Annotated in this window: 25 protein-coding genes; 17 read left to right on the plus strand and 8 right to left on the minus strand. The window is 61.9% G+C overall.

The window, feature by feature from the left end:
* Window positions 1-89: 89 nt before the first annotated feature.
* On the plus strand, window positions 90-986 hold the full coding sequence (locus ACZ9A3_RS24100; protein ID WP_176794201.1) for a LysR family transcriptional regulator: 897 nt from the start codon (window positions 90-92) through the stop codon (window positions 984-986).
* Here ACZ9A3_RS24100 and ACZ9A3_RS24105 read toward each other — a convergent pair.
* Window positions 983-1,309 carry an ElaB/YgaM/YqjD family protein gene (locus ACZ9A3_RS24105; protein ID WP_045200734.1) on the minus strand — a complete coding sequence of 109 codons (327 nt, stop codon included), beginning with the start codon at window positions 1,307-1,309 and terminating at the stop codon, window positions 983-985. The two genes, ACZ9A3_RS24100 and ACZ9A3_RS24105, sit on opposite strands and share 4 nt — an antisense overlap.
* A gap of 153 nt (window positions 1,310-1,462) precedes the next feature.
* Here ACZ9A3_RS24105 and ACZ9A3_RS24110 point away from each other — a divergent pair, with 153 nt between their 5' ends.
* Together ACZ9A3_RS24110 and ACZ9A3_RS24115 are read left to right on the plus strand one after the other, a co-directional pair.
* Complete coding sequence (locus ACZ9A3_RS24110; protein ID WP_010222667.1) at window positions 1,463-1,678, plus strand: dodecin; 216 nt, start codon at window positions 1,463-1,465, stop codon at window positions 1,676-1,678.
* Window positions 1,679-1,782: 104 nt separating this feature from the next.
* Window positions 1,783-2,007, plus strand: a complete 225-nt coding sequence (locus tag ACZ9A3_RS24115; RefSeq protein ID WP_093377672.1) for a DUF1161 domain-containing protein — start codon at window positions 1,783-1,785, stop codon at window positions 2,005-2,007.
* Between the two features lie 101 nt (window positions 2,008-2,108).
* Here the strand turns inward: ACZ9A3_RS24115 and ACZ9A3_RS24120 are convergent, their stop codons facing one another.
* A complete protein-coding gene (locus tag ACZ9A3_RS24120) occupies window positions 2,109-3,113 on the minus strand; it encodes an LLM class flavin-dependent oxidoreductase (protein WP_093377667.1) in 1,005 nt (334 codons plus the stop codon).
* Between the two features lie 186 nt (window positions 3,114-3,299).
* On the opposite strand from ACZ9A3_RS24120, the gene ACZ9A3_RS24125 reads away from it, so the two are divergent.
* Window positions 3,300-3,725 (plus strand): OsmC family protein, encoded by a 426-nt coding sequence (locus ACZ9A3_RS24125; protein ID WP_258595682.1) that lies wholly within the window; start codon window positions 3,300-3,302, stop codon window positions 3,723-3,725.
* Between the two features lie 73 nt (window positions 3,726-3,798).
* A complete protein-coding gene (locus ACZ9A3_RS24130) occupies window positions 3,799-4,032 on the plus strand; it encodes a DUF1161 domain-containing protein (RefSeq protein ID WP_045200726.1) in 234 nt (77 codons plus the stop codon).
* A gap of 3 nt (window positions 4,033-4,035) precedes the next feature.
* On the opposite strand, the gene ACZ9A3_RS24135 is transcribed toward ACZ9A3_RS24130, so the two are convergent.
* Both ACZ9A3_RS24135 and ACZ9A3_RS24140 read right to left on the minus strand, forming a co-directional pair.
* Window positions 4,036-4,449 (minus strand): PA0061/PA0062 family lipoprotein, encoded by a 414-nt coding sequence (locus ACZ9A3_RS24135; protein WP_045200724.1) that lies wholly within the window; start codon window positions 4,447-4,449, stop codon window positions 4,036-4,038.
* A 53-nt stretch (window positions 4,450-4,502) separates the two neighbouring features.
* On the minus strand, window positions 4,503-4,916 hold the full coding sequence (locus ACZ9A3_RS24140) for a PA0061/PA0062 family lipoprotein (RefSeq protein ID WP_476253201.1): 414 nt from the start codon (window positions 4,914-4,916) through the stop codon (window positions 4,503-4,505).
* An 84-nt stretch (window positions 4,917-5,000) separates the two neighbouring features.
* Between ACZ9A3_RS24140 and ACZ9A3_RS24145 the strand changes: the two genes are divergently transcribed.
* Window positions 5,001-6,137 carry an aminopeptidase gene (locus ACZ9A3_RS24145; protein ID WP_258597851.1) on the plus strand — a complete coding sequence of 379 codons (1,137 nt, stop codon included), beginning with the start codon at window positions 5,001-5,003 and terminating at the stop codon, window positions 6,135-6,137.
* Window positions 6,138-6,141: 4 nt separating this feature from the next.
* Here the strand turns inward: ACZ9A3_RS24145 and ACZ9A3_RS24150 are convergent, their stop codons facing one another.
* Entirely contained in the window at window positions 6,142-6,792 is a 651-nt protein-coding gene (locus ACZ9A3_RS24150) for an HAD family hydrolase (RefSeq protein ID WP_093387231.1), read from the minus strand.
* 29 nt (window positions 6,793-6,821) lie between these two features.
* The gene (locus tag ACZ9A3_RS24155; RefSeq protein ID WP_045200720.1) at window positions 6,822-7,370 is read right to left on the minus strand and encodes a gamma carbonic anhydrase family protein; all 549 of its coding nucleotides are present in this window, start codon (window positions 7,368-7,370) and stop codon (window positions 6,822-6,824) included.
* A 91-nt stretch (window positions 7,371-7,461) separates the two neighbouring features.
* Here ACZ9A3_RS24155 and prlC point away from each other — a divergent pair, with 91 nt between their 5' ends.
* From prlC to ACZ9A3_RS24180, 5 genes are all read left to right on the plus strand, one after another.
* A complete protein-coding gene (gene prlC, locus ACZ9A3_RS24160) occupies window positions 7,462-9,513 on the plus strand; it encodes an oligopeptidase A (protein ID WP_476253202.1) in 2,052 nt (683 codons plus the stop codon).
* A complete protein-coding gene (locus ACZ9A3_RS24165) occupies window positions 9,510-9,788 on the plus strand; it encodes a YheV family putative zinc ribbon protein (protein WP_476253203.1) in 279 nt (92 codons plus the stop codon). Before prlC ends, ACZ9A3_RS24165 begins: the two co-directional genes overlap by 4 nt.
* 97 nt (window positions 9,789-9,885) lie before the next feature.
* Complete coding sequence (locus tag ACZ9A3_RS24170) at window positions 9,886-10,947, plus strand: PA0069 family radical SAM protein (protein WP_258608730.1); 1,062 nt, start codon at window positions 9,886-9,888, stop codon at window positions 10,945-10,947.
* Between the two features lie 245 nt (window positions 10,948-11,192).
* Window positions 11,193-11,912 (plus strand): carbonic anhydrase, encoded by a 720-nt coding sequence (locus tag ACZ9A3_RS24175; protein ID WP_045200712.1) that lies wholly within the window; start codon window positions 11,193-11,195, stop codon window positions 11,910-11,912.
* Window positions 11,913-12,074: 162 nt separating this feature from the next.
* Window positions 12,075-13,634: a SulP family inorganic anion transporter gene (locus ACZ9A3_RS24180; RefSeq protein WP_213602814.1), complete on the plus strand. Its 1,560-nt coding sequence runs from the start codon at window positions 12,075-12,077 to the stop codon at window positions 13,632-13,634.
* Window positions 13,635-13,646: 12 nt separating this feature from the next.
* Here ACZ9A3_RS24180 and ACZ9A3_RS24185 read toward each other — a convergent pair whose 3' ends face one another.
* Window positions 13,647-14,294 carry a hypothetical protein gene (locus tag ACZ9A3_RS24185; RefSeq protein WP_093377637.1) on the minus strand — a complete coding sequence of 216 codons (648 nt, stop codon included), beginning with the start codon at window positions 14,292-14,294 and terminating at the stop codon, window positions 13,647-13,649.
* Between the two features lie 368 nt (window positions 14,295-14,662).
* Between ACZ9A3_RS24185 and coxB the strand changes: the two genes are divergently transcribed.
* Genes coxB through ACZ9A3_RS24205 form a run of 4 tightly spaced genes read left to right on the plus strand, consistent with a single transcriptional unit; the run spans window position 14,663 to window position 18,928 of the window.
* A complete protein-coding gene (gene coxB / locus ACZ9A3_RS24190; protein WP_045200706.1) occupies window positions 14,663-15,790 on the plus strand; it encodes a cytochrome c oxidase subunit II in 1,128 nt (375 codons plus the stop codon).
* 52 nt (window positions 15,791-15,842) lie between these two features.
* Window positions 15,843-17,432 carry a cytochrome c oxidase subunit I gene (gene ctaD, locus ACZ9A3_RS24195; RefSeq protein ID WP_045200704.1) on the plus strand — a complete coding sequence of 530 codons (1,590 nt, stop codon included), beginning with the start codon at window positions 15,843-15,845 and terminating at the stop codon, window positions 17,430-17,432.
* A 25-nt stretch (window positions 17,433-17,457) separates the two neighbouring features.
* The gene (locus tag ACZ9A3_RS24200; protein ID WP_038997842.1) at window positions 17,458-18,027 is read left to right on the plus strand and encodes a cytochrome c oxidase assembly protein; all 570 of its coding nucleotides are present in this window, start codon (window positions 17,458-17,460) and stop codon (window positions 18,025-18,027) included.
* A 13-nt stretch (window positions 18,028-18,040) separates the two neighbouring features.
* Window positions 18,041-18,928 carry a cytochrome c oxidase subunit 3 gene (locus ACZ9A3_RS24205; RefSeq protein WP_045200702.1) on the plus strand — a complete coding sequence of 296 codons (888 nt, stop codon included), beginning with the start codon at window positions 18,041-18,043 and terminating at the stop codon, window positions 18,926-18,928.
* A 6-nt stretch (window positions 18,929-18,934) separates the two neighbouring features.
* On the opposite strand, the gene ACZ9A3_RS24210 is transcribed toward ACZ9A3_RS24205, so the two are convergent.
* Entirely contained in the window at window positions 18,935-19,138 is a 204-nt protein-coding gene (locus ACZ9A3_RS24210; protein WP_045200700.1) for a twin transmembrane helix small protein, read from the minus strand.
* 63 nt (window positions 19,139-19,201) lie between these two features.
* On the opposite strand from ACZ9A3_RS24210, the gene ACZ9A3_RS24215 reads away from it, so the two are divergent.
* Together ACZ9A3_RS24215 and ACZ9A3_RS24220 are read left to right on the plus strand one after the other, a co-directional pair.
* Complete coding sequence (locus ACZ9A3_RS24215) at window positions 19,202-19,942, plus strand: SURF1 family protein (RefSeq protein ID WP_093377631.1); 741 nt, start codon at window positions 19,202-19,204, stop codon at window positions 19,940-19,942.
* Window positions 19,908-20,501, plus strand: coding sequence for a hypothetical protein (locus ACZ9A3_RS24220; protein WP_093377627.1), 594 nt, complete (start codon window positions 19,908-19,910; stop codon window positions 20,499-20,501). Before ACZ9A3_RS24215 ends, ACZ9A3_RS24220 begins: the two co-directional genes overlap by 35 nt.
* Window positions 20,502-20,503: the final 2 nt, after the last annotated feature.

A 20,503-nucleotide genomic window follows, 5' to 3' on the forward strand; every position in this document is an offset into this window, starting at 1 on the left:
TGAAGTCGGGAATGGCTTTACTCTAACCACGACACGCGCAACTGAAAACCGATAAGATTGCGACAACCTGTCAGGAAAACTCACACGTCATGCGCCAGGACCTGCCCCCACTCAATGCCCTGCGGGCCTTTGAAGCCACTGCCCGGCTCAATAGCGTCAGCCAGGCGGCCGAACAGCTACACGTTACCCACGGCGCGGTCAGCCGGCAATTGAAGGTGCTCGAAGAACACCTTGGGGTGGCCTTGTTCGTTAAGGAAGGACGTGGCCTTAAACTCACAGATGCCGGGGTGCGTTTGCGCGATGCCAGTAGTGATGCCTTCGAGCGCTTGCGCGGCGCGTGTGCGGACATCAGCCAGAGCGGCGCCGATGCGCCGTTCGTCCTCGGTTGCTCCGGCAGCCTGCTGGCGCGCTGGTTCATCCCACGGCTGGGGCGATTAAAAGCGGATTTGCCGGAACTGCGCCTGCACCTGTCGGCCGGTGAAGGTGATCTCGACCCGCGTCGCCCAGGGCTGGATGCCTTGCTGGTGTTTGCCGAGCCGCCCTGGCCTGCGGATATGCAAGTGCATGTGCTGGCGCAGGAGTGTATTGGCCCGGTGCTCAGCCCGCACTTTGCCGGGTTCAGCCGCTTGCAGCAGGCGCCAGCCGAGGCGTTGCTGACGCAAACCCTGTTGCAGACCACTTCGCGCCCGCAAGCCTGGCCAAGTTGGGCGGCGCAGCAAGGTATCGACCCGCAGGCGCTGCGTTACGGGCAGGATTTCGAGCATTTGTATTACTTGCTGGAGGCTGCAGTGGCAGGGTTGGGCGTGGCGATTGCGCCGCAACCGCTGGTAGCCGACGACTTGCGCGCCGGGCGCCTGGCGGCGCCATGGGGTTTTTGCGAAACCCAGGCCGCGCTGGCCCTGTGGGTGCCGCGACGCGCCGCAGACGGGCGCGCCGAGCAATTGGCCGGCTGGTTGCGCGCGGAGCTTGCGCGCCAGGCCGCTTAGTTACCGCGTTTGCACATCAGGTAGGCGGCTAGCAGGCCGAGGGCGCCAACGGCGACACCGGCGGTGGTCCACGGGTGTTCCTGGGCGTAATCGCGGGTGGCCAGGCCAGTCTCGCGGGTCTTGGTTTTTACTTCTTCGTAGGCATCGCTGAGCAGGCTGCGCGAATGGCGCAGGGCATTCTCGGCGTTGCCCTTGAGCGTCTTGAGGGTTTTGCGCGACTCATCCGAGGCATCGTCCTTGAGGCTTTCCAGTGACTTGAGCAGGCTTTCGATTTCCGCTTCCATGCTTTGCAGCGAAGCTTTACGCAGCGAGGTGTTGGCCATGGTGACTCTCCTTCGAGGTTGAGTTGAGCTGTGTAGGTTCCGACTACAGGCTGCTGGGAAAGTGCAGTCGAACTTTTAACGGCATTTACCCCTCGCAGGTAAAACAGCCCGGCGCTGCTAGGCTCTATCTCACATTAAAAAAGGAGATTGCTTATGTCTGATCATCACACCTACAAGAAAATCGAACTGGTCGGCTCGTCGCCCACCTCTATCGAAGAGGCGATCAACAATGCCCTGGCCGAAGCAGGCAAGAGCATCAAGCACCTTGAGTGGTTCGAAGTGGTCGACACCCGAGGCCATATCAAGGACAACAAGGCCGCGCATTTTCAGGTCACGCTCAAAGTGGGCTTTCGCATCGTCAACAGCTGATGCGGCGACACTGGCTTGTGCGGGTCAATTGCGTTACACAGTCCTGAGGCGCCCGGCCTTCCTGGCGCCCTTCTCTATTTTGATCTGAACAAGGAAAGCGATCGATGAAGAAGTTGGTAGTAGCGATAGGTTTGATGACGCTGGCCGGTACCGCGCTGGCAGCCGGCAAGCCATGTGAAGAGCTCAAGGGCGAAATAGCAGCCAAGCTGGACGCCAAGGGTGTCAGCGGCTATTCGCTGGAGATTGTCGATAAAGGCGCTGCCGCAGACGGCAAGGTCGTGGGTAGCTGCGAAGGCGGCACCAAGGAAATCGTCTACAAGCGCGGCTGATCGATATTGAATCCATCGCGGGGCAAGTCGAGTCGTCGCACCGCCGCTCCTACATGTGGGAGCGGCGGTGCGACGACTCGACTTGACCTGCGATGGGGCCCTCAGCTGCGCAAAACCGTCTGCGCCAGCAGCTCATAAGAGCGTATGCGGTCGGCATGCTCATACAGGTCGCAGGTGAAGATCAGCTCATCCGCCTCGGTCTGCTCCAGCAACACCTCCAGTTTGGCGCGGATTTTCTGCGGGCTGCCGACCATCGCCAGGCCCAGGAAGCTGCCCACCGCTTCCCGCTCATGCGGCAACCACAGGCCGTCCATGGTCTCCACTGGCGGGCGTTGTACCAGGCTTTGCCCGCGCATCAGGGCGAGGATGCGCTGATACACCGAGGTGGCCAGGTAGTCGGCCTGTTCATCGGTCTCGGCCGCCACCAGTGGTACGCCAAGCATCACATAAGGCTTGTCGAGCACCGCCGAGGGCTGGAAGTGGTTGCGGTACACGCGAATCGCCTCGTGCATGTAACGTGGAGCGAAATGCGAGGCGAAGGCATAGGGCAAACCGCGCATGCCGGCCAGTTGTGCACTGAACAGGCTCGAACCCAGTAGCCAGATCGGCACTTCGGTACCGTAACCCGGCACGGCAATGACCTTCTGCTCCGGCGTGCGCGGGCCCAGGTAGCGCATCAGTTCTTCGACGTCATCGGGAAAGTCGTCGGCACTGCCCGAGCGTTCGCGGCGCAGGGCGCGGGCGGTCATCTGGTCGGAGCCCGGCGCGCGGCCCAGGCCCAGGTCGATTCGCCCGGGATACAGGCTGGCGAGTGTGCCGAACTGTTCGGCGATCACCAGTGGGGCATGGTTGGGCAGCATCACCCCGCCGGCGCCAACACGAATGGTTGAGGTACCACCGGCCAGGTAGCTGAGCAGCACCGAGGTTGCGGAGCTGGCGATACCATCCATGTTGTGGTGCTCGGCCACCCAGAAGCGGTTGTAGCCAAACTTCTCGACGTGTTGCGCCAGGTCCAGTGAGTTGCGCAGGGACTGCGCCGGGCCGCTGTCGGCGCGTACTGGCACCAGGTCGAGGGTGGAAATCTTGATATCGGCAAGTTGCTTCATGGGCGTTGGCGCCTCCTGGGCAGTCGAGTGGCCGCAAACAATCCAACGGCCTTTCTAGCTCTGTATGGGCACATCTGCAGGAATCAATGCCGGGGCTTGTAATCCTTCTGAACTTGCCTGCTTCAGGGCTCTCTGAAATTAAGGCAAGGCGCGATATCCCGCGCCCCAGGGAGCTCAGGAGGCTTTATGAAAAAGACAGCATCAGCTATCTGGCAAGGTGGCTTGAAGGATGGCAAGGGCCTGCTTTCCACTGAAAGCGGCGCTCTCAAGCAGAACCCTTATGGCTTCAATACCCGCTTCGAAGGCCAGCCGGGTACCAATCCGGAGGAACTGATTGGCGCGGCGCATGCAGGCTGCTTCTCCATGGCCCTGTCAATGATGCTCGGTGAAGCGGGCCTGACCGCCGAGCGCATCGATACCATCGCCGAAGTGACCCTCGACAAACTGCCGGATGGCTTTGCCATTACTGCCGTGAACCTGATCCTCAAGGCCAAGGTCCCCGGGGCTAGCGAAGCGCAGTTTCTTGATATTGCCAACAAGGCCAAGGCCGGTTGCCCGGTGTCGAAAGTGCTCACCGCGAAAATCAGCCTGGATGCGACGCTGCTGAGTTAAGGCAGAACCGGGGCGCGCTTCTTGTGGTCAAATGAGGGTCGGTAGAACGACTGCCGCCACAAGGAGCTGTCCCATGATCCGTGTTGCAATCGCTGTGCTGGCTTCGCTGCTGGCAACCGCTGCGCTGGCCGCGCCGAAACCCTGTGAAGAGCTCAAGGCCGAGATCGAAGCCAAGATCCAGGCCAACAACGTGAGTTCCTACACCTTGGAAATCGTCAAGAATGACGAGGTCCACGACCAGAACATGGTGGTCGGCAGCTGTGAAGGCGGCACCAAGAAGATCATTTACCAAAAGAACGATCGCTAGGCCTCAGGGGGTGCAGAAGACGTCGTTGGACTCTTCGGCGACCATCTTGCGCTGGGCATCATAGAGGTAGGCGCTGGGCTGCATGGCCGGGGCCCGGGCTTCCAGGCGATAGCGCTGGCCGGCCTTGAAATGCGCGAACTTGATGGTCAGGTAGCAGGTGCGCTCGGTCGGGTCGGTACTGAATCCACCGGAGTAGATCTCGTAGTCGAACCGCACCACCAGCTCGTGGGCACCGGGCGTCACCTGAAAGAACCGGCCGTCGGTCAGGCGTTTGCCATCGAGCCGTTCGGCCATCAGTGTCTTGCCCGGCGTGATGGTGTAGAGGTCGACCCAGGCCTGTTTGTTATCCACAGGTGGCAGGGGGCTAACGCAAGCTCCAAGGGTACTGATTGCGAGCAGCATCACAGGCTGGCGCATGGCGAACTCCGACGTGCGGGTTACAAAGCATAAGCATAGCGCCATTCACGCCTTTAGGTACGCTGGCAGCCCGCCGGCTGGCCTTTGCCGACCACTTTGCGCTGTTCGTCATAGAGCTTGGCCCAGGGGCGGAAGCCGATGCTACCGGCTTCAAGCTGGTAGCGCTGGCCGGCACTGAAATCCTTGAATTTCACATTGAGCTGGCAATCGCGCCACAGTGGCTCTTCGACCGGGCCGATATTGCTTGGCGTAACCGCAAACAGATAGCGCACGGTCAGCTCATGGCTGCCTGGCGGTACTTCGAAATAGCGTTTGTCGGCCCAGGCGCGCTCGTCTACTTCGACGGCGTGCAAGGTGTCGTCCTCACCAGGGGCAAGGTCGATCCAGGCCTGGTTGGGGTCAGGCGCAGGAAGGCCGGCGCAGCCGGACAGAAGCACAACAGTGCTGACGACGAGCAGTGTACGCATGGCAAAACTCCAGCCGGGCAGGATAGTCTTGAAGCGGATGAGTACTTGAGCGGATACAGGACACCAATGCTTCGACTATTTCTTTTGTTGCGCTCAAGTCATGGGGCACTCGACCGTCTTTTTCGCTACTTGGTTCCCTTGTTGGCCATCGGGCTGCTGAGCGGTTGTGCCAGTGTCAGTTACTACGGGCAACTGGCCAGCGGTCAGTGGCAGCTGTTGCGGGCGCGCCAGCCGGTTGCCGAGCTGGTAGCAGACCCGGCCACCGACAGTAAATTGCGCCAGCAGTTGCTGCACGCCGAGCAAGCTCGCGCCTTCGCCAGCGCGCAGCTGAAGCTACCGGACAACCGCAGCTATCGGGTTTATGCCGATATCGGTCGGCCCTTCGTGGTCTGGAACGTATTCGCCACACCCGAGTTGTCGCTGGAGCCGCAGACCCATTGCTTCCCCATTGCCGGCTGTGTTGCCTACCGTGGTTATTACAACCAGGGCGCCGCGCGCGGGGCGGCTGCGCTGCAGAAACAACAAGGGCTGGATGTCTATGTCGGCGGTGTCGAAGCCTATTCGACCCTGGGCTGGTTCGACGATCCGATCCTCAGCTCCATGCTTGGCTGGGGTGATGAACGCCTGGCCACAGTGATCTTTCATGAGTTGGCCCATCAACGCGTCTATGTCCAGGACGACACTGCGTTCAACGAGTCCTTCGCCACTTTTGTCGAGCAGGAAGGCACTCGCCAATGGCGGGCGGCGCGGGGCCTGCCAACGCTGGTCGAAGATGGCAGCCAACAGCGCGAGCAGTTCGTCGCCCTGGTGCTGGCCAGTCGCGAACGGCTCAAGGCGTTGTATGCGGCGCCGCTCACCGAACCCGCCAAGCGTGCGGGCAAGCAGGCCGAATTCGAACGCTTGCGCCGAGAATACCGGGCCTTGCGCGATAACCAGTGGGGCGGTGTCGGACGCTATGACGCCTGGATCAATGCGCCGATGAACAATGCCAAGTTGTTGCCGTTTGGTCTGTACGACCAGTGGGTGCCGGCGTTTTCCCAGCTGTTTGCCGAGGTGGGCGGCGATTGGCAGGTGTTTTATCAGCGAGTAGAAGCATTCGGGCGGCTACCCCTTGAGCAGCGTCAGCAGGCGCTGAAAAGCATTGCGGGGCAAGTCGAGTCGTCGCACCGCCGCTCCTACAGTGGGAGCGGCGGTGCGGCGACCCGACTTGCCCCGCGATAGGGTCTCAGCCGCGCTGGAACGCCTGGTGCAGTTGCGCCAAGGTCGCAAAGTGGTAGGCCGGCTGCTCCGCCGTCAACTCTTCATGGCTACCAAAGCCATACCCCACCGCTACCGCTTCCAGGCCGTTGCTGCGGGCGCCGATCAGGTCGTGCTTGCGGTCGCCGATCATCAGGGTGTGCGCAGGGTCCAGGGCTTCTTCGGCCAGCAGGTGGCGGATCAGCTCGACCTTGTTGGTGCGGGTGCCATCCAGCTCGCTGCCGTAGATCACCTTGAAGTGTTTGGCGAAGTCGAAATGGCGGGCGATCTCGCGGGCAAACTCCCAAGGTTTGGAGGTGGCGATATACAGGGTGCGGCCCTGCCCTTGCAGGGTTTCGAGCATTTCGCTGACGCCGTCGAACACCTGGTTTTCGTATAGGCCGGTGACCTTGAAGCGTTCGCGATAGAAATTCACCGCGTCCCAGGCCTTGGCCTCATCAAAATCATAGAACTGCATGAAGGCCTGCAGCAGCGGCGGGCCGATGAAGTGTTCCAGGCGCGTCAGGTCCGGCTCGTCGATGCCCAGCTTGGCCAGTGCGTACTGGATCGAGCGGGTGATACCCAGGCGCGGGTCGGTCAGGGTACCGTCGAGGTCAAAGAGGATGTTTTGCTGGTGCATGGCGGTCTCGAATAAGGCGGTGGACAGGTTCACTCGGGCAGGTGATAGCCTTCGGCCAGGTGCTGGTCCTTGAGTTTGACGTAGTTGCCGGCGCTGTAGGGGAAGAACGCGCGCTCCTTCTCGCTCAGGGCGCGGGCCTGCTTGACCGGGCTGCCGACGTACAGAAACCCGCTTTCCAGGCGCTTGCCCGGCGGTACCAGGCTGCCAGCGCCGATGATCACTTCGTCTTCGACCACGGCGCCATCCATGATGGTACTGCCCATGCCGACCAGGATGCGGTTGCCCAGGGTGCAGCCGTGGAGCATGACTTTGTGACCAATGGTTACCTCATCGCCAATCAGCAGCGGGAAGCCGTCCGGGTTGAACGGCCCGGCATGGGTGATGTGCAGCACGCTGCCATCCTGCACGCTGGTGCGCGCACCGATGCGGATGCGGTGCATATCGCCGCGGATCACCGTCAATGGCCACACCGAGCTGTCGGCACCGATCTCGACATCACCCAGTACCACGGCACTGCGGTCGACAAAGGCGCGTTCGCCAAGCCTGGGAGTGTGATGCTGGAAGCTACGGATGGCCATGATAGTAATTCTCTTTGGTATGGATAGGGCTGCGGTCGGCGTCGATTGTAATTAAGATGGGGAAGTGTTTCTTCTGCCAAGGTGTTTAACCGTGAGTGCGAACAACCCGCTTCTGCAGTCTTATGACTTGCCGCCCTTCTCGGCGATCCGTGCCGAGCATGTGCAGCCGGCGATTGAACAGATCCTGGCCGACAACCGTACAGCCATTGCCGACATCCTCAAGGCCCAGGGCAAGAGCCCGAGCTGGGCCGGCCTGATCCTGGCCATGGACGAACTCAACGACCGCCTGGGCGCCGCCTGGAGCCCGGTCAGCCACCTCAATGCCGTGTGCAACAGCGCCGAACTGCGCGAAGCCTACGAGGCTTGCTTGCCGGCGTTGAGCGCGTATGCCACCGAAATGGGCCAGAACCGCGAGCTGTTTCAGGCCTATGAGGCATTGATCGCCAGCCCCGAAGCTGCCGGCTTCGATGTGGCACAAAAAACTATTCTTGAACACGCCCTGCGAGACTTCCGCCTGTCGGGTATCGACCTGCCGGCCGAAAAGCAGCAGCGTTACGCGCAAGTGCAGAGCAAGCTCAGCGAGCTGGGCAGCCGTTTCTCCAACCAGCTGCTAGACGCCACCCAGGCCTGGACCAAGCATGTCAGCGACGAAGCGGCGCTTGCCGGCCTGACTGATTCGGCCAAAGCACAAATGGCCGCCGCGGCGCAGGCCAAGGGCCTCGACGGCTGGCTGATCAGCCTGGAGTTCCCCAGCTACTACGCGGTAATGACCTACGCCGAAGACCGCGCCCTGCGCGAAGAAATCTACGCCGCCTACTGCACTCGCGCCTCCGACCAGGGCCCGAATGCCGGCCAGTTCGACAACGGCCCGGTGATGGCCGAGATTCTCGACCTGCGTCAGGAGCTGGCCGAGCTGCTCGGTTACGCCAACTTCGCCGAGCTGAGCCTGGCGACCAAGATGGCCGAGTCCAGCGACCAGGTGCTGAGCTTTCTGCGTGACCTGGCCAAGCGCAGCAAGCCGTTTGCCACCCAGGACCTGGCCCAGCTCAAGGCCTATGCCGCCGAGCAGGGTTGCCCGGACCTGCAGAGCTGGGACAGCGGCTTCTACGGGGAAAAACTCCGTGAACAGCGCTACAGCGTTTCCCAGGAAATCCTGCGCGCCTACTTCCCGATCGACAAGGTGCTGAGCGGCCTGTTCACCATCGTCCAGCGCCTGTACGGCATCGAGATTGCCGAACTCAAGGGCTTCGACAGCTGGCACCCGGACGTGCGCCTGTTCGAAATCAAGGAGCACGGCCAGCACGTCGGGCGCTTCTTCTTCGACCTCTATGCCCGCGCCAACAAACGTGGCGGTGCCTGGATGGACGGCGCCCGCGACCGTCGCCTGACCGCTGACGGCCAGCTGCAGAGCCCGGTGGCCAACCTGGTGTGCAACTTCACCCCGGCCGCCCCCGGCAAGCCGGCGTTGCTGACCCACGACGAAGTCACCACCCTGTTCCATGAATTCGGCCATGGCCTGCATCACCTGCTGACCCGCATCGAGCATGCCGGTGTCTCCGGTATCAACGGCGTGGCCTGGGACGCGGTCGAGCTGCCGAGCCAGTTCATGGAAAACTGGTGCTGGGAGCCTGAAGGCCTGGCGCTGATTTCTGGCCACTACGAAACTGGCGCAGCCCTGCCCCAGGATTTGCTGGAGAAGATGCTGGCGGCGAAGAACTTCCAGTCCGGGCTGATGATGGTTCGCCAGCTGGAATTCTCGCTGTTCGACTTCGAACTGCATGCCAGCCACGGCGACGGCCGCAGCGTGCTGCAAGTGCTCGAAGGCGTGCGCGACGAGGTTTCGGTCATGCGCCCACCGGCGTACAACCGCTTCCCTAACAGCTTTGCGCATATCTTTGCCGGTGGCTACGCAGCCGGTTACTACAGCTACAAGTGGGCGGAAGTGCTGTCGGCCGACGCCTTCTCGCGCTTCGAAGAAGAAGGCGTGCTCAATGCCGACACCGGCCGCGCCTTTCGCGAAGCGATCCTGGCCCGTGGCGGTTCCCAGGAGCCGATGCTGCTGTTCGTCGACTTCCGTGGCCGCGAGCCGTCAATCGATGCACTCTTGCGCCACAGTGGCCTGAGTGAGGAAGTGGCGGCATGAGTGATGGGCCTGTGGTAACGAAAAAGCGCTTTATCGCCGGGGCGGTCTGCCCGGCGTGCAGCGAGCCGGACAAACTGATGATGTGGAGCGAAGACAGCGTTCCGCACCGGGGATGTGTGGCCTGCGGTTTTTCTGACACCCTTAACGAGCAAGGGCTGTCGGTGCCCAAGGAACTGGGTACGCGGGTCAACAAGGTCGAGGTGAAACCTGCCGCGACCACGGTGCAGACGGTGCAGTTCTTCCCCAATCCGAAGTTGAAGAAGACAACCGAGTAAACGCGCCAGCGCCAGCATTTTCGGCTGGCGCCCAGCGGTACTGGAATCGAACACTAGCCCCGTGTACTGTATATAAAAACAGTATCCGGGGTTTTTCATGTTCAATCCTCAAGGGCCGGTGCGGGGTCGTGGCACCGCGAGCAATCCCCATAACCGCTTCGCCCCGAATCGCTCGGTGGCCGAGGATGACGGTTGGTACCAGGAAGTGCCCCTGACCCAGGGTACCGAAGTACGCATCGAAACCGCCAAGACCATCATCACCCGCAACAACTCGCCCGACCTGCCCTTCGATCGCTCGATCAATCCTTATCGCGGCTGCGAGCACGGCTGTATCTACTGCTATGCCCGGCCCAGCCACGCTTATTGGGATCTGTCGCCGGGGCTCGACTTCGAAACCAAGCTGATTGCCAAGACCAACGCTGCCGCCGTGCTCGAACAGCAACTGAGCAAGCCTGGCTATGTGTGCGCACCGATCAACCTGGGCTCCAACACCGACCCCTACCAGCCCATCGAACGCGAGCAACAACTGACCCGGCGCCTGCTCGAAGTGCTGCTGCGCTACCGGCACCCGGTCACCATCGTCACCAAGGGCTCACTGATTCTGCGCGACCTGGACCTGCTCGCCGAGCTTGCCCGGCAGAATCTGGTACAGGTGATGATCAGCCTGACCACCCTGGACGACGAGCTCAAGCGTACGCTGGAGCCACGGGCAGCGGCGCCCAAGGCACGTCTGCGGGCGATCCGGGTGCTGACCGAGGCCGGTGTGCCGGTGGGTGTGCTGTGTTCGCCGATGATCCCGATGATCAACGACAGCGAGCTTGAGCACTTGCTCGAGGCGGCCAAGGCCAGCGGCGCCCTGAACGCGGCCTACATGATGCTGCGCCTGCCGCTGGAGGTGGCACCGCTGTTCGAGCAATGGCTGCTGGACCATTACCCCCAACGGGCCAATCATGTCCTTAGCCTGATTCGCCAGAGCCGCGGTGGTGAGTTGTACGACAGCCGCTTCGGTGCGCGCATGCGCGGCGAGGGGGTATTTGCCGAGTTGCTGGCGCAACGCTTCAGCAAGGCGATCCGCCGCCTGGGGCTGAATCGGCGCGAAGGCTACGCGCTTGATTGCACAGCGTTTTGTCCTCCAGGCGGGCAGATGTCGCTGCTCTGATTTCATTAATGGGTATTGGCCATTAATGTTTTTTTGCTATTATCCAGACACCTCTTTGAATCTCTGGAACGCCCGTTCTAGAGCCTCGCAATTCAGTTTGAGTTAAGTTTCGCCGAGTAGCGTAGGAATTCAGTCAACAACTGATGTGATGGTTGGCGCGCGTATTTCATCCAACTGTCATACGCCGTTTGAATCATCAACCCGGTAAAATGGACTTAACCCAAAACCGTCAAAGAGGATGAATCATGCCCGTCAAGGACCCATCCAAGGTTGTCCCGCAAGCCCCAGCCGAGAGCGCCGATGCCGCTCTGAAGCATATCGTCGACGGCTTCCTGCGCTTCCATCATGACGTTTTTCCCGAGCAGCAAGAGCTGTTCAAGAAACTCGCCACCGCGCAAAAGCCCCGTGCGATGTTCATCACCTGTGCCGATTCACGCATTGTGCCCGAGCTGATTACCCAGAGCTCCCCTGGCGACCTGTTCGTGACCCGCAACGTCGGTAACGTCGTGCCTCCTTACGGGCAGATGAACGGCGGTGTGTCCACCGCCATCGAATATGCGGTGCTGGCCCTGGGTGTTCACCACATCATCGTCTGCGGTCACTCCGATTGCGGCGCCATGCGCGCGGTGCTCAACCCCCAGAGCCTGGAGAAAATGCCGACGGTCAAAGCCTGGCTGCGCCATGCCGAGGTCGCCCGCACGGTGGTCGAAGACAACTGCTCCTGTGGTAGCGAGCATGAAAGCATGCAGGTGCTGACCAAAGAAAACGTCATCGCCCAGCTGCACCACTTGCGCACTCACCCGTCGGTGGCTTCGCGCCTGGCAGCCGGCCAGCTGTATATCCATGGCTGGATCTACGACATCGAAACCAGCCAGATCGAGGCTTATGACGCCGCCAGCGACAGCTTCCTGCCGCTAGCCCAAGGCCAGCCGATCCCCTGCGCCACCCCCAAAGGCCGCTACTAAGCGTCCCTGACACCCCCGCGAATCGCTGATTGACGGCTGCACCTGCCTGGTGCGGCCTGGTCATCGGCTGCCTTGAATCTCCCTGATTGCCGTGCCGGCGCCCGCTGGCGGTATGCGGCTGCGCGTAAGTCAGGGGTTGTGCCAGCGGCCATTGGAATGGCCATGAAACGTGAGAGAAGGAGTAACAGGGTGAACAAGACACAAGTGAAAGCGGCCTTGCCGCGTGAATTACTGGCGTCAGTAGTCGTGTTTCTGGTCGCCCTGCCCTTGTGCATGGGCATCGCTATCGCCTCGGGCATGCCACCGGCCAAGGGCCTGATCACCGGGATCATCGGCGGTATCGTCGTTGGTTGGCTGGCCGGCTCGCCGTTGCAGGTCAGCGGTCCGGCCGCCGGCCTGGCGGTGCTGGTGTTCGAACTGGTGCGCCAGCATGGCGTGGCGATGCTCGGCCCGATCCTGCTGTTGGCCGGCCTGCTGCAACTGCTCGCCGGCCGTTTGCGCCTGGGCTGCTGGTTCCGGGTCACGGCGCCGGCGGTGGTGTACGGCATGCTCGCGGGTATCGGCGTGCTGATTGTCTTGTCCCAGGTGCATGTGATGTTCGACAGCGCCCCGCAACCTTCGGGCCTGGCCAACCTGCTGGGCTTTCCGGCGACCCTGGCCCAGGCGTTGCCGCTGGAAAGCCCGGGCAACGGCTGGCAGGCCGGTGCGCTCGGGCTCGGCACCATCGCCATCATGTGGGGGTGGGAGCGCTTGCGCCCGCAGTCGCTGCGCTTCGTGCCTGGGGCTTTGCTAGGCGTGGCCTTGATGACCGCGATCAGCATCTGGCTGGCATTGCCGGTGAACCGCGTCGAAGTGCCGGCTAACCTCAGCGAAGCCATCGACTGGCTGAGCCCGGCCGACCTGCTCCACCTGGCCGACCCCAACCTGCTGGTCGCCGCCTTTGCCCTGGCCTTTATCGCCAGCGCCGAAACCTTGCTATCTGCAGCCGCTGTCGATCGCATGCACAACGGCCAGCGCTCGGACTTTGACCGCGAACTGTCGGCCCAGGGCCTGGGCAATATGCTCTGTGGCGTTCTGGGGGCACTGCCAATGACCGGGGTTATCGTGCGCAGCTCGGCCAACGTCCAGGCCGGGGCGCAAACGCGCCTGTCGGCGATCCTGCATGGGGTCTGGTTATTGGCTTTCGTGGTGGTGCTCAGCAGCGTGCTGCAGCAGATTCCGGTGGCTAGCCTGGCGGGTGTGCTGGTCTACACCGGGATCAAGCTGGTCGACTTCAAGGCCTTTCGCGGGCTGGGGCGGTATGGCCGGATGCCGATGTTCACCTATGCGGCGACAGCGTTGGCGATCATCTTCACCGACCTGCTGACCGGCGTACTGCTCGGTTTTGCCCTGACCCTGCTGAAGCTTGCGCTCAAGGCCGCACGCCTGAAAATCAGCGTGGCCAGCCTTGATCAACCGGGCCATATGCAACTGCGCCTGAGCGGTGCGGCGACCTTTCTCAAGGTGCCGGCACTGGCCCAGGTGCTGGAAGGCATTCCGCCCGGGACCACCCTGCACGTGCCGTTGGCCAACCTCAGCTACATCGACCACTCCTGCCTGGAGCTGCTCGAGGACTGGGGCCGGGCCAATTCCGGCAAGGGCTCGCGGCTGCTGATCGAGCAGCGGCGGCTCAAGCGCCGGGTCGAAGGGCGGGTGCGGACAACCGCCGGGTTGGGGGCTTGAACCGAATCAGCCTCAAGCCGACTGATCCAGCTCCAGGCCCACACCCAGCTGACGCGACAGGCACGGCCAGCGCTTCCAGGCTTCGCCGGTGTTCGGGCTGCTGAGCTTGTCGCGGTACTGCTCGACCGACTCCAGGGCAAAGCTTTCTTCGTTGAGCATCTCGTCCACCGAGTGGTGCACCACTTCATCCAGCTGATTGGCAAACTGCTCGCCGATCAGCTGGTGGGCGATCAGGTTGGCCACCGTGGTGTCGAGCGGGATCAGCGGCTGGTTGAAGTGCTTGATGTACAAGTCGTTAACTTCTTCCACCAGGCGATGGGCCAGGTAGGCCTCATCCAGCAGGCAGCCCAGGCCGAGGTGGGTATCGGTGATGGCGGGCGGTTGCAGGAAGTACTGCTCGGCGATTTTCAGCACCGGTTTGATCTGCGACTCGATGCCGGCTTCGCGGGCAACCTCGTTGGCCGCCTCCAGCAGTTCCGGTACCTGATCGATATAGGCGTCGACGAAGCGCACCAGGGCGCCTTGGGCATCGGCCTCTGGCAGATGGATCGAAGGGTGCAGGCGGGGCAGCTGGTTTTCCAGTTGAGTTTTCAGTTGGCCGGTTTCGGTCTCATGTTGACGGGCACGGGTAATCTGCTCGCGCAAAGCGGCGATGTTCATGACAACTCCAGGGTAAAGGCGTGACAAACGGAAGACATAAGGTAGCTCGGTTCTGAAAATGCCTAAGACGCATTTGGCATAACCATTAACAACTTAATATTCGCCAATTATATCTAAATGCCATCATTGTGCCTCAAGCCAGGTAATTAGCGGCTTTGCGCGCAAACGTTCAACTTCTGCCGATGTTTTCCCTGTGCGCATTGCGGCGCCGGGGTCGCTGTCTATACTCCGGTTTGAAAGTGATTCGCTGATGAGGCCCGACTGCAGTTCGCAGGGGCTCGGTCGTCGAAGTTCGCAGTCTTGGCCGCCGTACCCTTAGCCGTAGGTCCACGCCTCCGGGATAACAAGAACGATAAGGGGAACCCGCAATGATGCGACATCCACATGTCTGGATGGGCCTCCTGTTGTGGTCGGTATTCGGTCAGGCGCACGCCGCCTGGACCGTGAACATGGCGCCAGGGGCGACTGAAGTCAGCAACGCAGTGTTCGACCTGCACATGACCATTTTCTGGATTTGCGTGATCATCGGCCTGGTGGTCTTTGGCGCAATGTTCTGGTCGATGATCATCCACCGTCGTTCCACCGGCCAGCAGCCCGCGCATTTTCACGAGCACACCTGGGTCGAGATCATGTGGACGGTGGTGCCGTTCCTGATCCTGGTGGCCATGGCCATTCCGGCGACCAAGACCCTGATCGATATCTACGATGCCAGCGAGTCGGACGTCGATATCCAGGTCACCGGCTACCAGTGGAAATGGCATTACAAATACCTGGGCCAGGATGTCGAGTTCTTCAGCAACCTGGCTACCCCCGCCGATCAAATCCACAACAAAGCGCCCAAGGACGAGCACTACCTGCTCGAAGTCGACCAGCCGCTGGTGCTGCCGGTGGGTGCCAAGGTGCGCTTCCTGGTCACCGCCGCCGACGTTATCCATTCCTGGTGGGTGCCGGCCTTTGCGGTCAAGCGCGATGCCATTCCAGGCTTCGTCAACGAAGCCTGGACCCGGGTCGAGAAGCCCGGCATCTACCGCGGCCAGTGCACCGAGCTGTGCGGCAAGGACCACGGCTTCATGCCGGTGGTGGTCGAAGTCAAGTCCAAGGCCGACTACGACACCTGGCTCGGCGAGCGCAAGGCCGAGGCGGCCAAGCTCAAGGAGCTGACCAGCAAGGAATGGACCCTGCAAGAGCTGGTCGAGCGCGGCGACAAGGTTTACCACACCACCTGCGTGGCCTGTCACCAGGCCGAAGGTCAGGGCCTGCCGCCGATGTTCCCGGCGCTCAAGGGCTCGAAAATTGCCACCGGGCCCAAGGAAGATCACCTGAGCCTGGTCTTCCACGGCAAGCCGGGCACGGCCATGGCCGCCTTCGGCAAGCAGCTCTCGGAAGTCGATATCGCCGCCGTAGTGACCTACGAACGCAACGCCTGGGGCAACAACAAGGGCGATATGGTCACGCCAAAAGACGTGCTGGCGATCAAACAGGCAGAAAGCAAATGAGCCGGGTTGATGCCTATCCGCGCCCCCGCCACCGGACTGCAGGAGACAGGACATGAGCGCAGTGATCGACGACCACAGCCACGGTCATGAGCACGCCCACGGGCCGGCCAAGGGCCTGATGCGCTGGGTGCTGACCACCAACCACAAAGACATCGGCACCATGTACCTGTGGTTCAGTTTCATGATGTTCCTGCTTGGCGGCTCGTTCGCCATGGTCATTCGCGCCGAGCTGTTCCAGCCCGGGCTGCAGATCGTCCAGCCGGAGTTCTTCAACCAGATGACCACCATGCACGGCCTGGTGATGGTCTTCGGCGCGGTGATGCCGGCCTTCGTTGGCCTCGCCAACTGGATGATCCCGCTGATGATCGGCGCGCCGGACATGGCCCTGCCACGCATGAACAACTTCAGCTTCTGGCTGTTGCCGGCCGCGTTCCTGCTGCTGGTCTCGACCCTGTTCATGCCCGGTGGCGGACCGAACTTCGGCTGGACCTTCTACGCCCCGCTCTCAACCACCTACGCGCCGGAAAGCGTGACCTTCTTCATCTTCGCCATCCACCTGATGGGCATCAGCTCGATCATGGGCGCGATCAACGTCATCGCCACCATCCTCAACCTGCGTGCCCCGGGCATGACTCTGATGAAAATGCCGCTGTTCGTCTGGACCTGGCTGATCACCGCCTTCCTGCTGATCGCGGTGATGCCGGTACTGGCGGGCGTGGTGACCATGATGCTGATGGACATCCACTTTGGCACCAGCTTCTTCAGCGCTGCCGGCGGTGGTGACCCGGTATTGTTCCAGCATGTGTTCTGGTTCTTCGGCCACCCCGAGGTGTACATCATGATCCTGCCGGCCTTCGGCGCGGTCAGCTCGATCATCCCGGCGTTCTCGCGCAAGCCGCTGTTCGGCTACACCTCGATGGTCTATGCCACCGGCGCGATTGCCTTCCTGTCGTTTATCGTCTGGGCCCACCACATGTTCGTGGTCGGCATTCCGGTGGTCGGCGAGCTGTTCTTCATGTACGCGACCATGCTGATCGCGGTGCCCACCGGGGTGAAGGTGTTCAACTGGGTGAGCACCATGTGGGAAGGCTCGCTGACCTTCGAGACCCCGATGCTGTTCGCCATCGCCTTCGTCATTCTCTTCACCATCGGCGGCTTCTCCGGATTGATGCTGGCGATTGCTCCGGCGGACTTCCAGTACCACGACACCTACTTCGTGGTGGCTCACTTCCACTACGTGCTGGTGCCCGGGGCGATCTTCGGCATCTTCGCCTCGGCCTACTACTGGCTGCCGAAGTGGACCGGGCACATGTACGACGAAACCCTGGGCAAGCTGCACTTCTGGTTGTCGTTCATCGGCATGAACATGGCCTTCTTCCCCATGCACTTCGTCGGCCTGGCCGGCATGCCGCGCAGGATCCCCGACTACAACCTGCAGTTCGCCGACTTCAACATGATCTCCTCGATTGGCGCCTTCACCTTCGGCGCCACGCAGATCTTCTTCCTGTTCATCGTCATCAAGTGCATTCGCGGCGGCGCTCCGGCGCCGGCCAAACCCTGGGATGGCGCCGAAGGGCTGGAATGGTCGGTGCCGTCACCGGCGCCTTACCACACCTTCCAGACTCCACCGGAAGTGAAATGAACCGCTTCGGCCTGAGGATGCAGCCATGAGTGAAGGGACCTCGCTCAAGCGCCTGGTGTGGCGGCTGATGCTGCTGACCGTGGTGATGTTCGCCTTCGGTTTTGCCCTGGTGCCGATCTACGACGTGATGTGCAAGGCGTTCGGCATCAACGGCAAGACCGGCGGCCAGTACGAAGGCACCCAGGTCAGCGACCTGAACCGCACGGTGAAGGTGCAGTTCATGTCGACCAACGCCAGCGACATGGTCTGGGATTTTTATTCCACCGCCGACCAGATCGACGTCAACCCGGGGGCGGTCAACCAGATGGTGTTCATCGCTCGCAACCCGACCGACAAACCCATGAGCGCCCAGGCCATCCCCAGCATTACCCCAGCCGAGGCGGCGGCGTATTTCCACAAGACCGAATGCTTCTGCTTTACCCAGCAGGTGCTGCAGCCGGGGGAGCGCATCGAAATGCCGGTGCGTTTCATCGTCGACCGTGACCTGCCCAAGGATGTGAAACACCTGACGCTGGCTTACACGCTGTTCGATATCACCGCTCGCCACCCGCCGGTCGCACACCTGGCGGACCCGGTTGCACAGGGCGCCCGATAAGGAGAACACCACGATGGCTTCCCATGAGCACTATTACGTACCGGCGCAAAGCAAGTGGCCGATCATTGCCACGGTCGGCATGTTCATCACTGTGTTCGGCCTCGGCACCTGGTTCAACGACCTCAAGGCCGGGCGGCCGGAGTCCCACGGGCCGTGGATCTTTTTCTTCGGTGCCTTGTGCCTGGCCTACATGTTGTTCGGCTGGTTCGGCGCGGTGGTCAAGGAAAGCCGCGCCGGGCTCTACAGTCCGCAGCTGGACCGCTCGTTCCGCTGGGGCATGTCGTGGTTCATCTTTTCCGAGGTGATGTTTTTCATCGCCTTCTTTGGCGCGCTGTTCTACGTGCGCAACCTGGCCGGACCCTGGCTTGGTGGTGACGGCGCCAAGGGCGTGGCGCACATGCTGTGGCCGAACTTCGAGTTCTCCTGGCCGCTACTGAACACGCCAGACCCGAAACTGTTTCCGCCGCCCAAAGACATCATCGACCCCTGGCACTTGCCGCTGATCAACACCATTTTGCTGGTCAGCTCCAGCGTCACCATCACCATCGCCCACCATGCCCTGCGCAAGAACCATCGCGGGCCACTCAAGGCCTGGCTGGCGCTGACCATCCTTCTTGGCTTGTCGTTCCTGGTGCTGCAGGCCTACGAGTATCACGAAGCCTATACCGAACTGGGGCTGACCCTGGGTTCGGGTATCTATGGCGCAACCTTCTTCATGCTCACCGGGTTCCACGGCGCCCACGTGACCATGGGCACCCTGATTCTGATCGTGATGCTGGTGCGCATCCTGCGCGGGCATTTCAACGCCGACAAACACTTCGGTTTCGAGGCGGCCAGCTGGTACTGGCACTTCGTCGATGTGGTCTGGGTGGGGCTGTTTATCTTCGTTTACGTGCTGTAGCCGGGTTCAGAACGGCGCGTGGGAAACCAACTGGCCGCTGTAGAAACCCCAGGTCACCAGGGCCAGGGTCAAGGCGGCCAGGGTGACACGAATAGTCAGGGCTTTGAGCAGGCGAGTCGACTGTCCGTCGTCCTTGACCAGAAAGAACAGGCCGCTGAACAGGCTGGCGATGGTCGCCAACAGCATCAGGACAATCGCGGCTTTGAGCATGGCGAAACTCCGGGGGGATGCAGTGATGAGTACAAGTATAGCGACTGACCTTTCGAGGGCCCGGTGAAGCGCTTTCGCCCCGGCATCGTGCCGACCCTGGTGGTGCTGTTGCTGCTGCCGGGGTTGATCGCGCTGGGCTGCTGGCAGCTGGCGCGCGCCGAGCAGAAGCGCCAGCTGCTGCAGGTGTATGCCGAACGCAGTGCCGGCGACGCGGTGGGCAGCACGCAGTTGCTGCAGATCGCCGATCCGGCCTATCGCCGGGTGCACCTGTACGGCCAGTTCGATAGCCAGCACAGCTTGTTGCTGGATAACCGCATGCGCGATGGCCAGGTTGGCGTCGAGCTGCTGCAACCCTTTCTCGACCAGGCCAGCGGCCTGTGGCTGTTGATCAATCGCGGCTGGCTGCCGTGGCCGGACCGGCGCATCCCGGTGCAGTTCAGCACCCCTGGGCAAGCCTTGAGCCTGGACGCCTCGGTGTATGTCGCCCCGGGCACCACCTTCCAGCTGCATGCCGACCCGCAAGGCGGCAGCTGGCCGCGGCTGATCACGGCGATTGACGCCGGCGCGCTGTGGCCGCAACTGGGCCGCGAAGGTTTTGCCCATGAATTGCGCCTGGAACCAGGCCCGGCCAGCTACCGGCTGGACTGGCCGGTGGTCGCCTTGGGCCCGGAAAAACACCTGGGTTACGCCGTGCAGTGGTTTGCCCTGGCGTTGGCCCTGGTGCTGCTCTACCTCTACTTCGGCTGGCATAACAACAAGGAGAAACAGCATGGGAGCCGCCACAAGTCCACTCAACATGTCTGAGGGCAGGCAACCGCGCAATCGTGCGCGTGGGCGCCTGCAACTGCTGCTGATCCTGCTGGTGGTCCTCGGCCCGATGATCCTCGCCACCAGCATGTACAAACTCAAATTCTGGGTGCCCGACAGCCGCAGCTACCACGGCGAAATGATTGGCAACGGCCAGACCCTCGCCGACCTCGGCGTCAGCGCTGAGGAAGGACGCTGGCAACTGCTGGTGAGCACGCCCAAAGAGTGCGGGCTGGACTGCCAACAGTTGGTGTACCTGGCCCGGCAGATCCAGATCGGCCTGGGCCGCGATGCCAGCCGTGCCAGCCATGCCCTGGCCACCGCCCAGCCACTGACGGCGGACTACCAGGCCAAGCTCGAGCGCGAGTACCCGCAACTGCAACGCTACCCCCTGGACCTGTCGCGCTATGGCGCGCTCAGCCAGGGCAAACAGGATGCCCAGCTGTGGATCGTCGACCCGCACGGCAACCTGGTGCTGCGCTACGACGCCAGGGTCAAGGGCAAGGACTTGCTCAATGACCTGCGCCACCTGCTGAAGCTGTCCAATATCGGGTAGGA

This window comes from Pseudomonas sp. TE4620, from assembly GCF_056279045.1.

What these genes read in the sequence shown, in the direction of transcription:
- ACZ9A3_RS24185 (WP_093377637.1), bottom strand. Translation starts at nt 14,294, where the DNA reads ATGAACATCGCCGCTTTGCGCGAGCAGATTACCCGTGCCCGTCAACAT.
- ACZ9A3_RS24130 (WP_045200726.1), top strand. Translation starts at nt 3,799, where the DNA reads ATGATCCGTGTTGCAATCGCTGTGCTGGCTTCGCTGCTGGCAACCGCT.
- ACZ9A3_RS24155 (WP_045200720.1), bottom strand. Translation starts at nt 7,370, where the DNA reads ATGGCCATCCGTAGCTTCCAGCATCACACTCCCAGGCTTGGCGAACGC.
- ACZ9A3_RS24105 (WP_045200734.1), bottom strand. Translation starts at nt 1,309, where the DNA reads ATGGCCAACACCTCGCTGCGTAAAGCTTCGCTGCAAAGCATGGAAGCG.
- ctaD (WP_045200704.1), top strand. Translation starts at nt 15,843, where the DNA reads ATGAGCGCAGTGATCGACGACCACAGCCACGGTCATGAGCACGCCCAC.
- coxB (WP_045200706.1), top strand. Translation starts at nt 14,663, where the DNA reads ATGATGCGACATCCACATGTCTGGATGGGCCTCCTGTTGTGGTCGGTA.
- ACZ9A3_RS24135 (WP_045200724.1), bottom strand. Translation starts at nt 4,449, where the DNA reads ATGCGCCAGCCTGTGATGCTGCTCGCAATCAGTACCCTTGGAGCTTGC.
- ACZ9A3_RS24205 (WP_045200702.1), top strand. Translation starts at nt 18,041, where the DNA reads ATGGCTTCCCATGAGCACTATTACGTACCGGCGCAAAGCAAGTGGCCG.
- ACZ9A3_RS24175 (WP_045200712.1), top strand. Translation starts at nt 11,193, where the DNA reads ATGCCCGTCAAGGACCCATCCAAGGTTGTCCCGCAAGCCCCAGCCGAG.
- ACZ9A3_RS24110 (WP_010222667.1), top strand. Translation starts at nt 1,463, where the DNA reads ATGTCTGATCATCACACCTACAAGAAAATCGAACTGGTCGGCTCGTCG.
- ACZ9A3_RS24100 (WP_176794201.1), top strand. Translation starts at nt 90, where the DNA reads ATGCGCCAGGACCTGCCCCCACTCAATGCCCTGCGGGCCTTTGAAGCC.
- ACZ9A3_RS24220 (WP_093377627.1), top strand. Translation starts at nt 19,908, where the DNA reads ATGGGAGCCGCCACAAGTCCACTCAACATGTCTGAGGGCAGGCAACCG.
- ACZ9A3_RS24165 (WP_476253203.1), top strand. Translation starts at nt 9,510, where the DNA reads ATGAGTGATGGGCCTGTGGTAACGAAAAAGCGCTTTATCGCCGGGGCG.
- ACZ9A3_RS24140 (WP_476253201.1), bottom strand. Translation starts at nt 4,916, where the DNA reads ATGCGTACACTGCTCGTCGTCAGCACTGTTGTGCTTCTGTCCGGCTGC.
- ACZ9A3_RS24200 (WP_038997842.1), top strand. Translation starts at nt 17,458, where the DNA reads ATGAGTGAAGGGACCTCGCTCAAGCGCCTGGTGTGGCGGCTGATGCTG.
- ACZ9A3_RS24120 (WP_093377667.1), bottom strand. Translation starts at nt 3,113, where the DNA reads ATGAAGCAACTTGCCGATATCAAGATTTCCACCCTCGACCTGGTGCCA.
- ACZ9A3_RS24115 (WP_093377672.1), top strand. Translation starts at nt 1,783, where the DNA reads ATGAAGAAGTTGGTAGTAGCGATAGGTTTGATGACGCTGGCCGGTACC.
- ACZ9A3_RS24125 (WP_258595682.1), top strand. Translation starts at nt 3,300, where the DNA reads ATGAAAAAGACAGCATCAGCTATCTGGCAAGGTGGCTTGAAGGATGGC.
- ACZ9A3_RS24210 (WP_045200700.1), bottom strand. Translation starts at nt 19,138, where the DNA reads ATGCTCAAAGCCGCGATTGTCCTGATGCTGTTGGCGACCATCGCCAGC.
- ACZ9A3_RS24170 (WP_258608730.1), top strand. Translation starts at nt 9,886, where the DNA reads ATGTTCAATCCTCAAGGGCCGGTGCGGGGTCGTGGCACCGCGAGCAAT.
- ACZ9A3_RS24180 (WP_213602814.1), top strand. Translation starts at nt 12,075, where the DNA reads ATGAAACGTGAGAGAAGGAGTAACAGGGTGAACAAGACACAAGTGAAA.
- ACZ9A3_RS24150 (WP_093387231.1), bottom strand. Translation starts at nt 6,792, where the DNA reads ATGCACCAGCAAAACATCCTCTTTGACCTCGACGGTACCCTGACCGAC.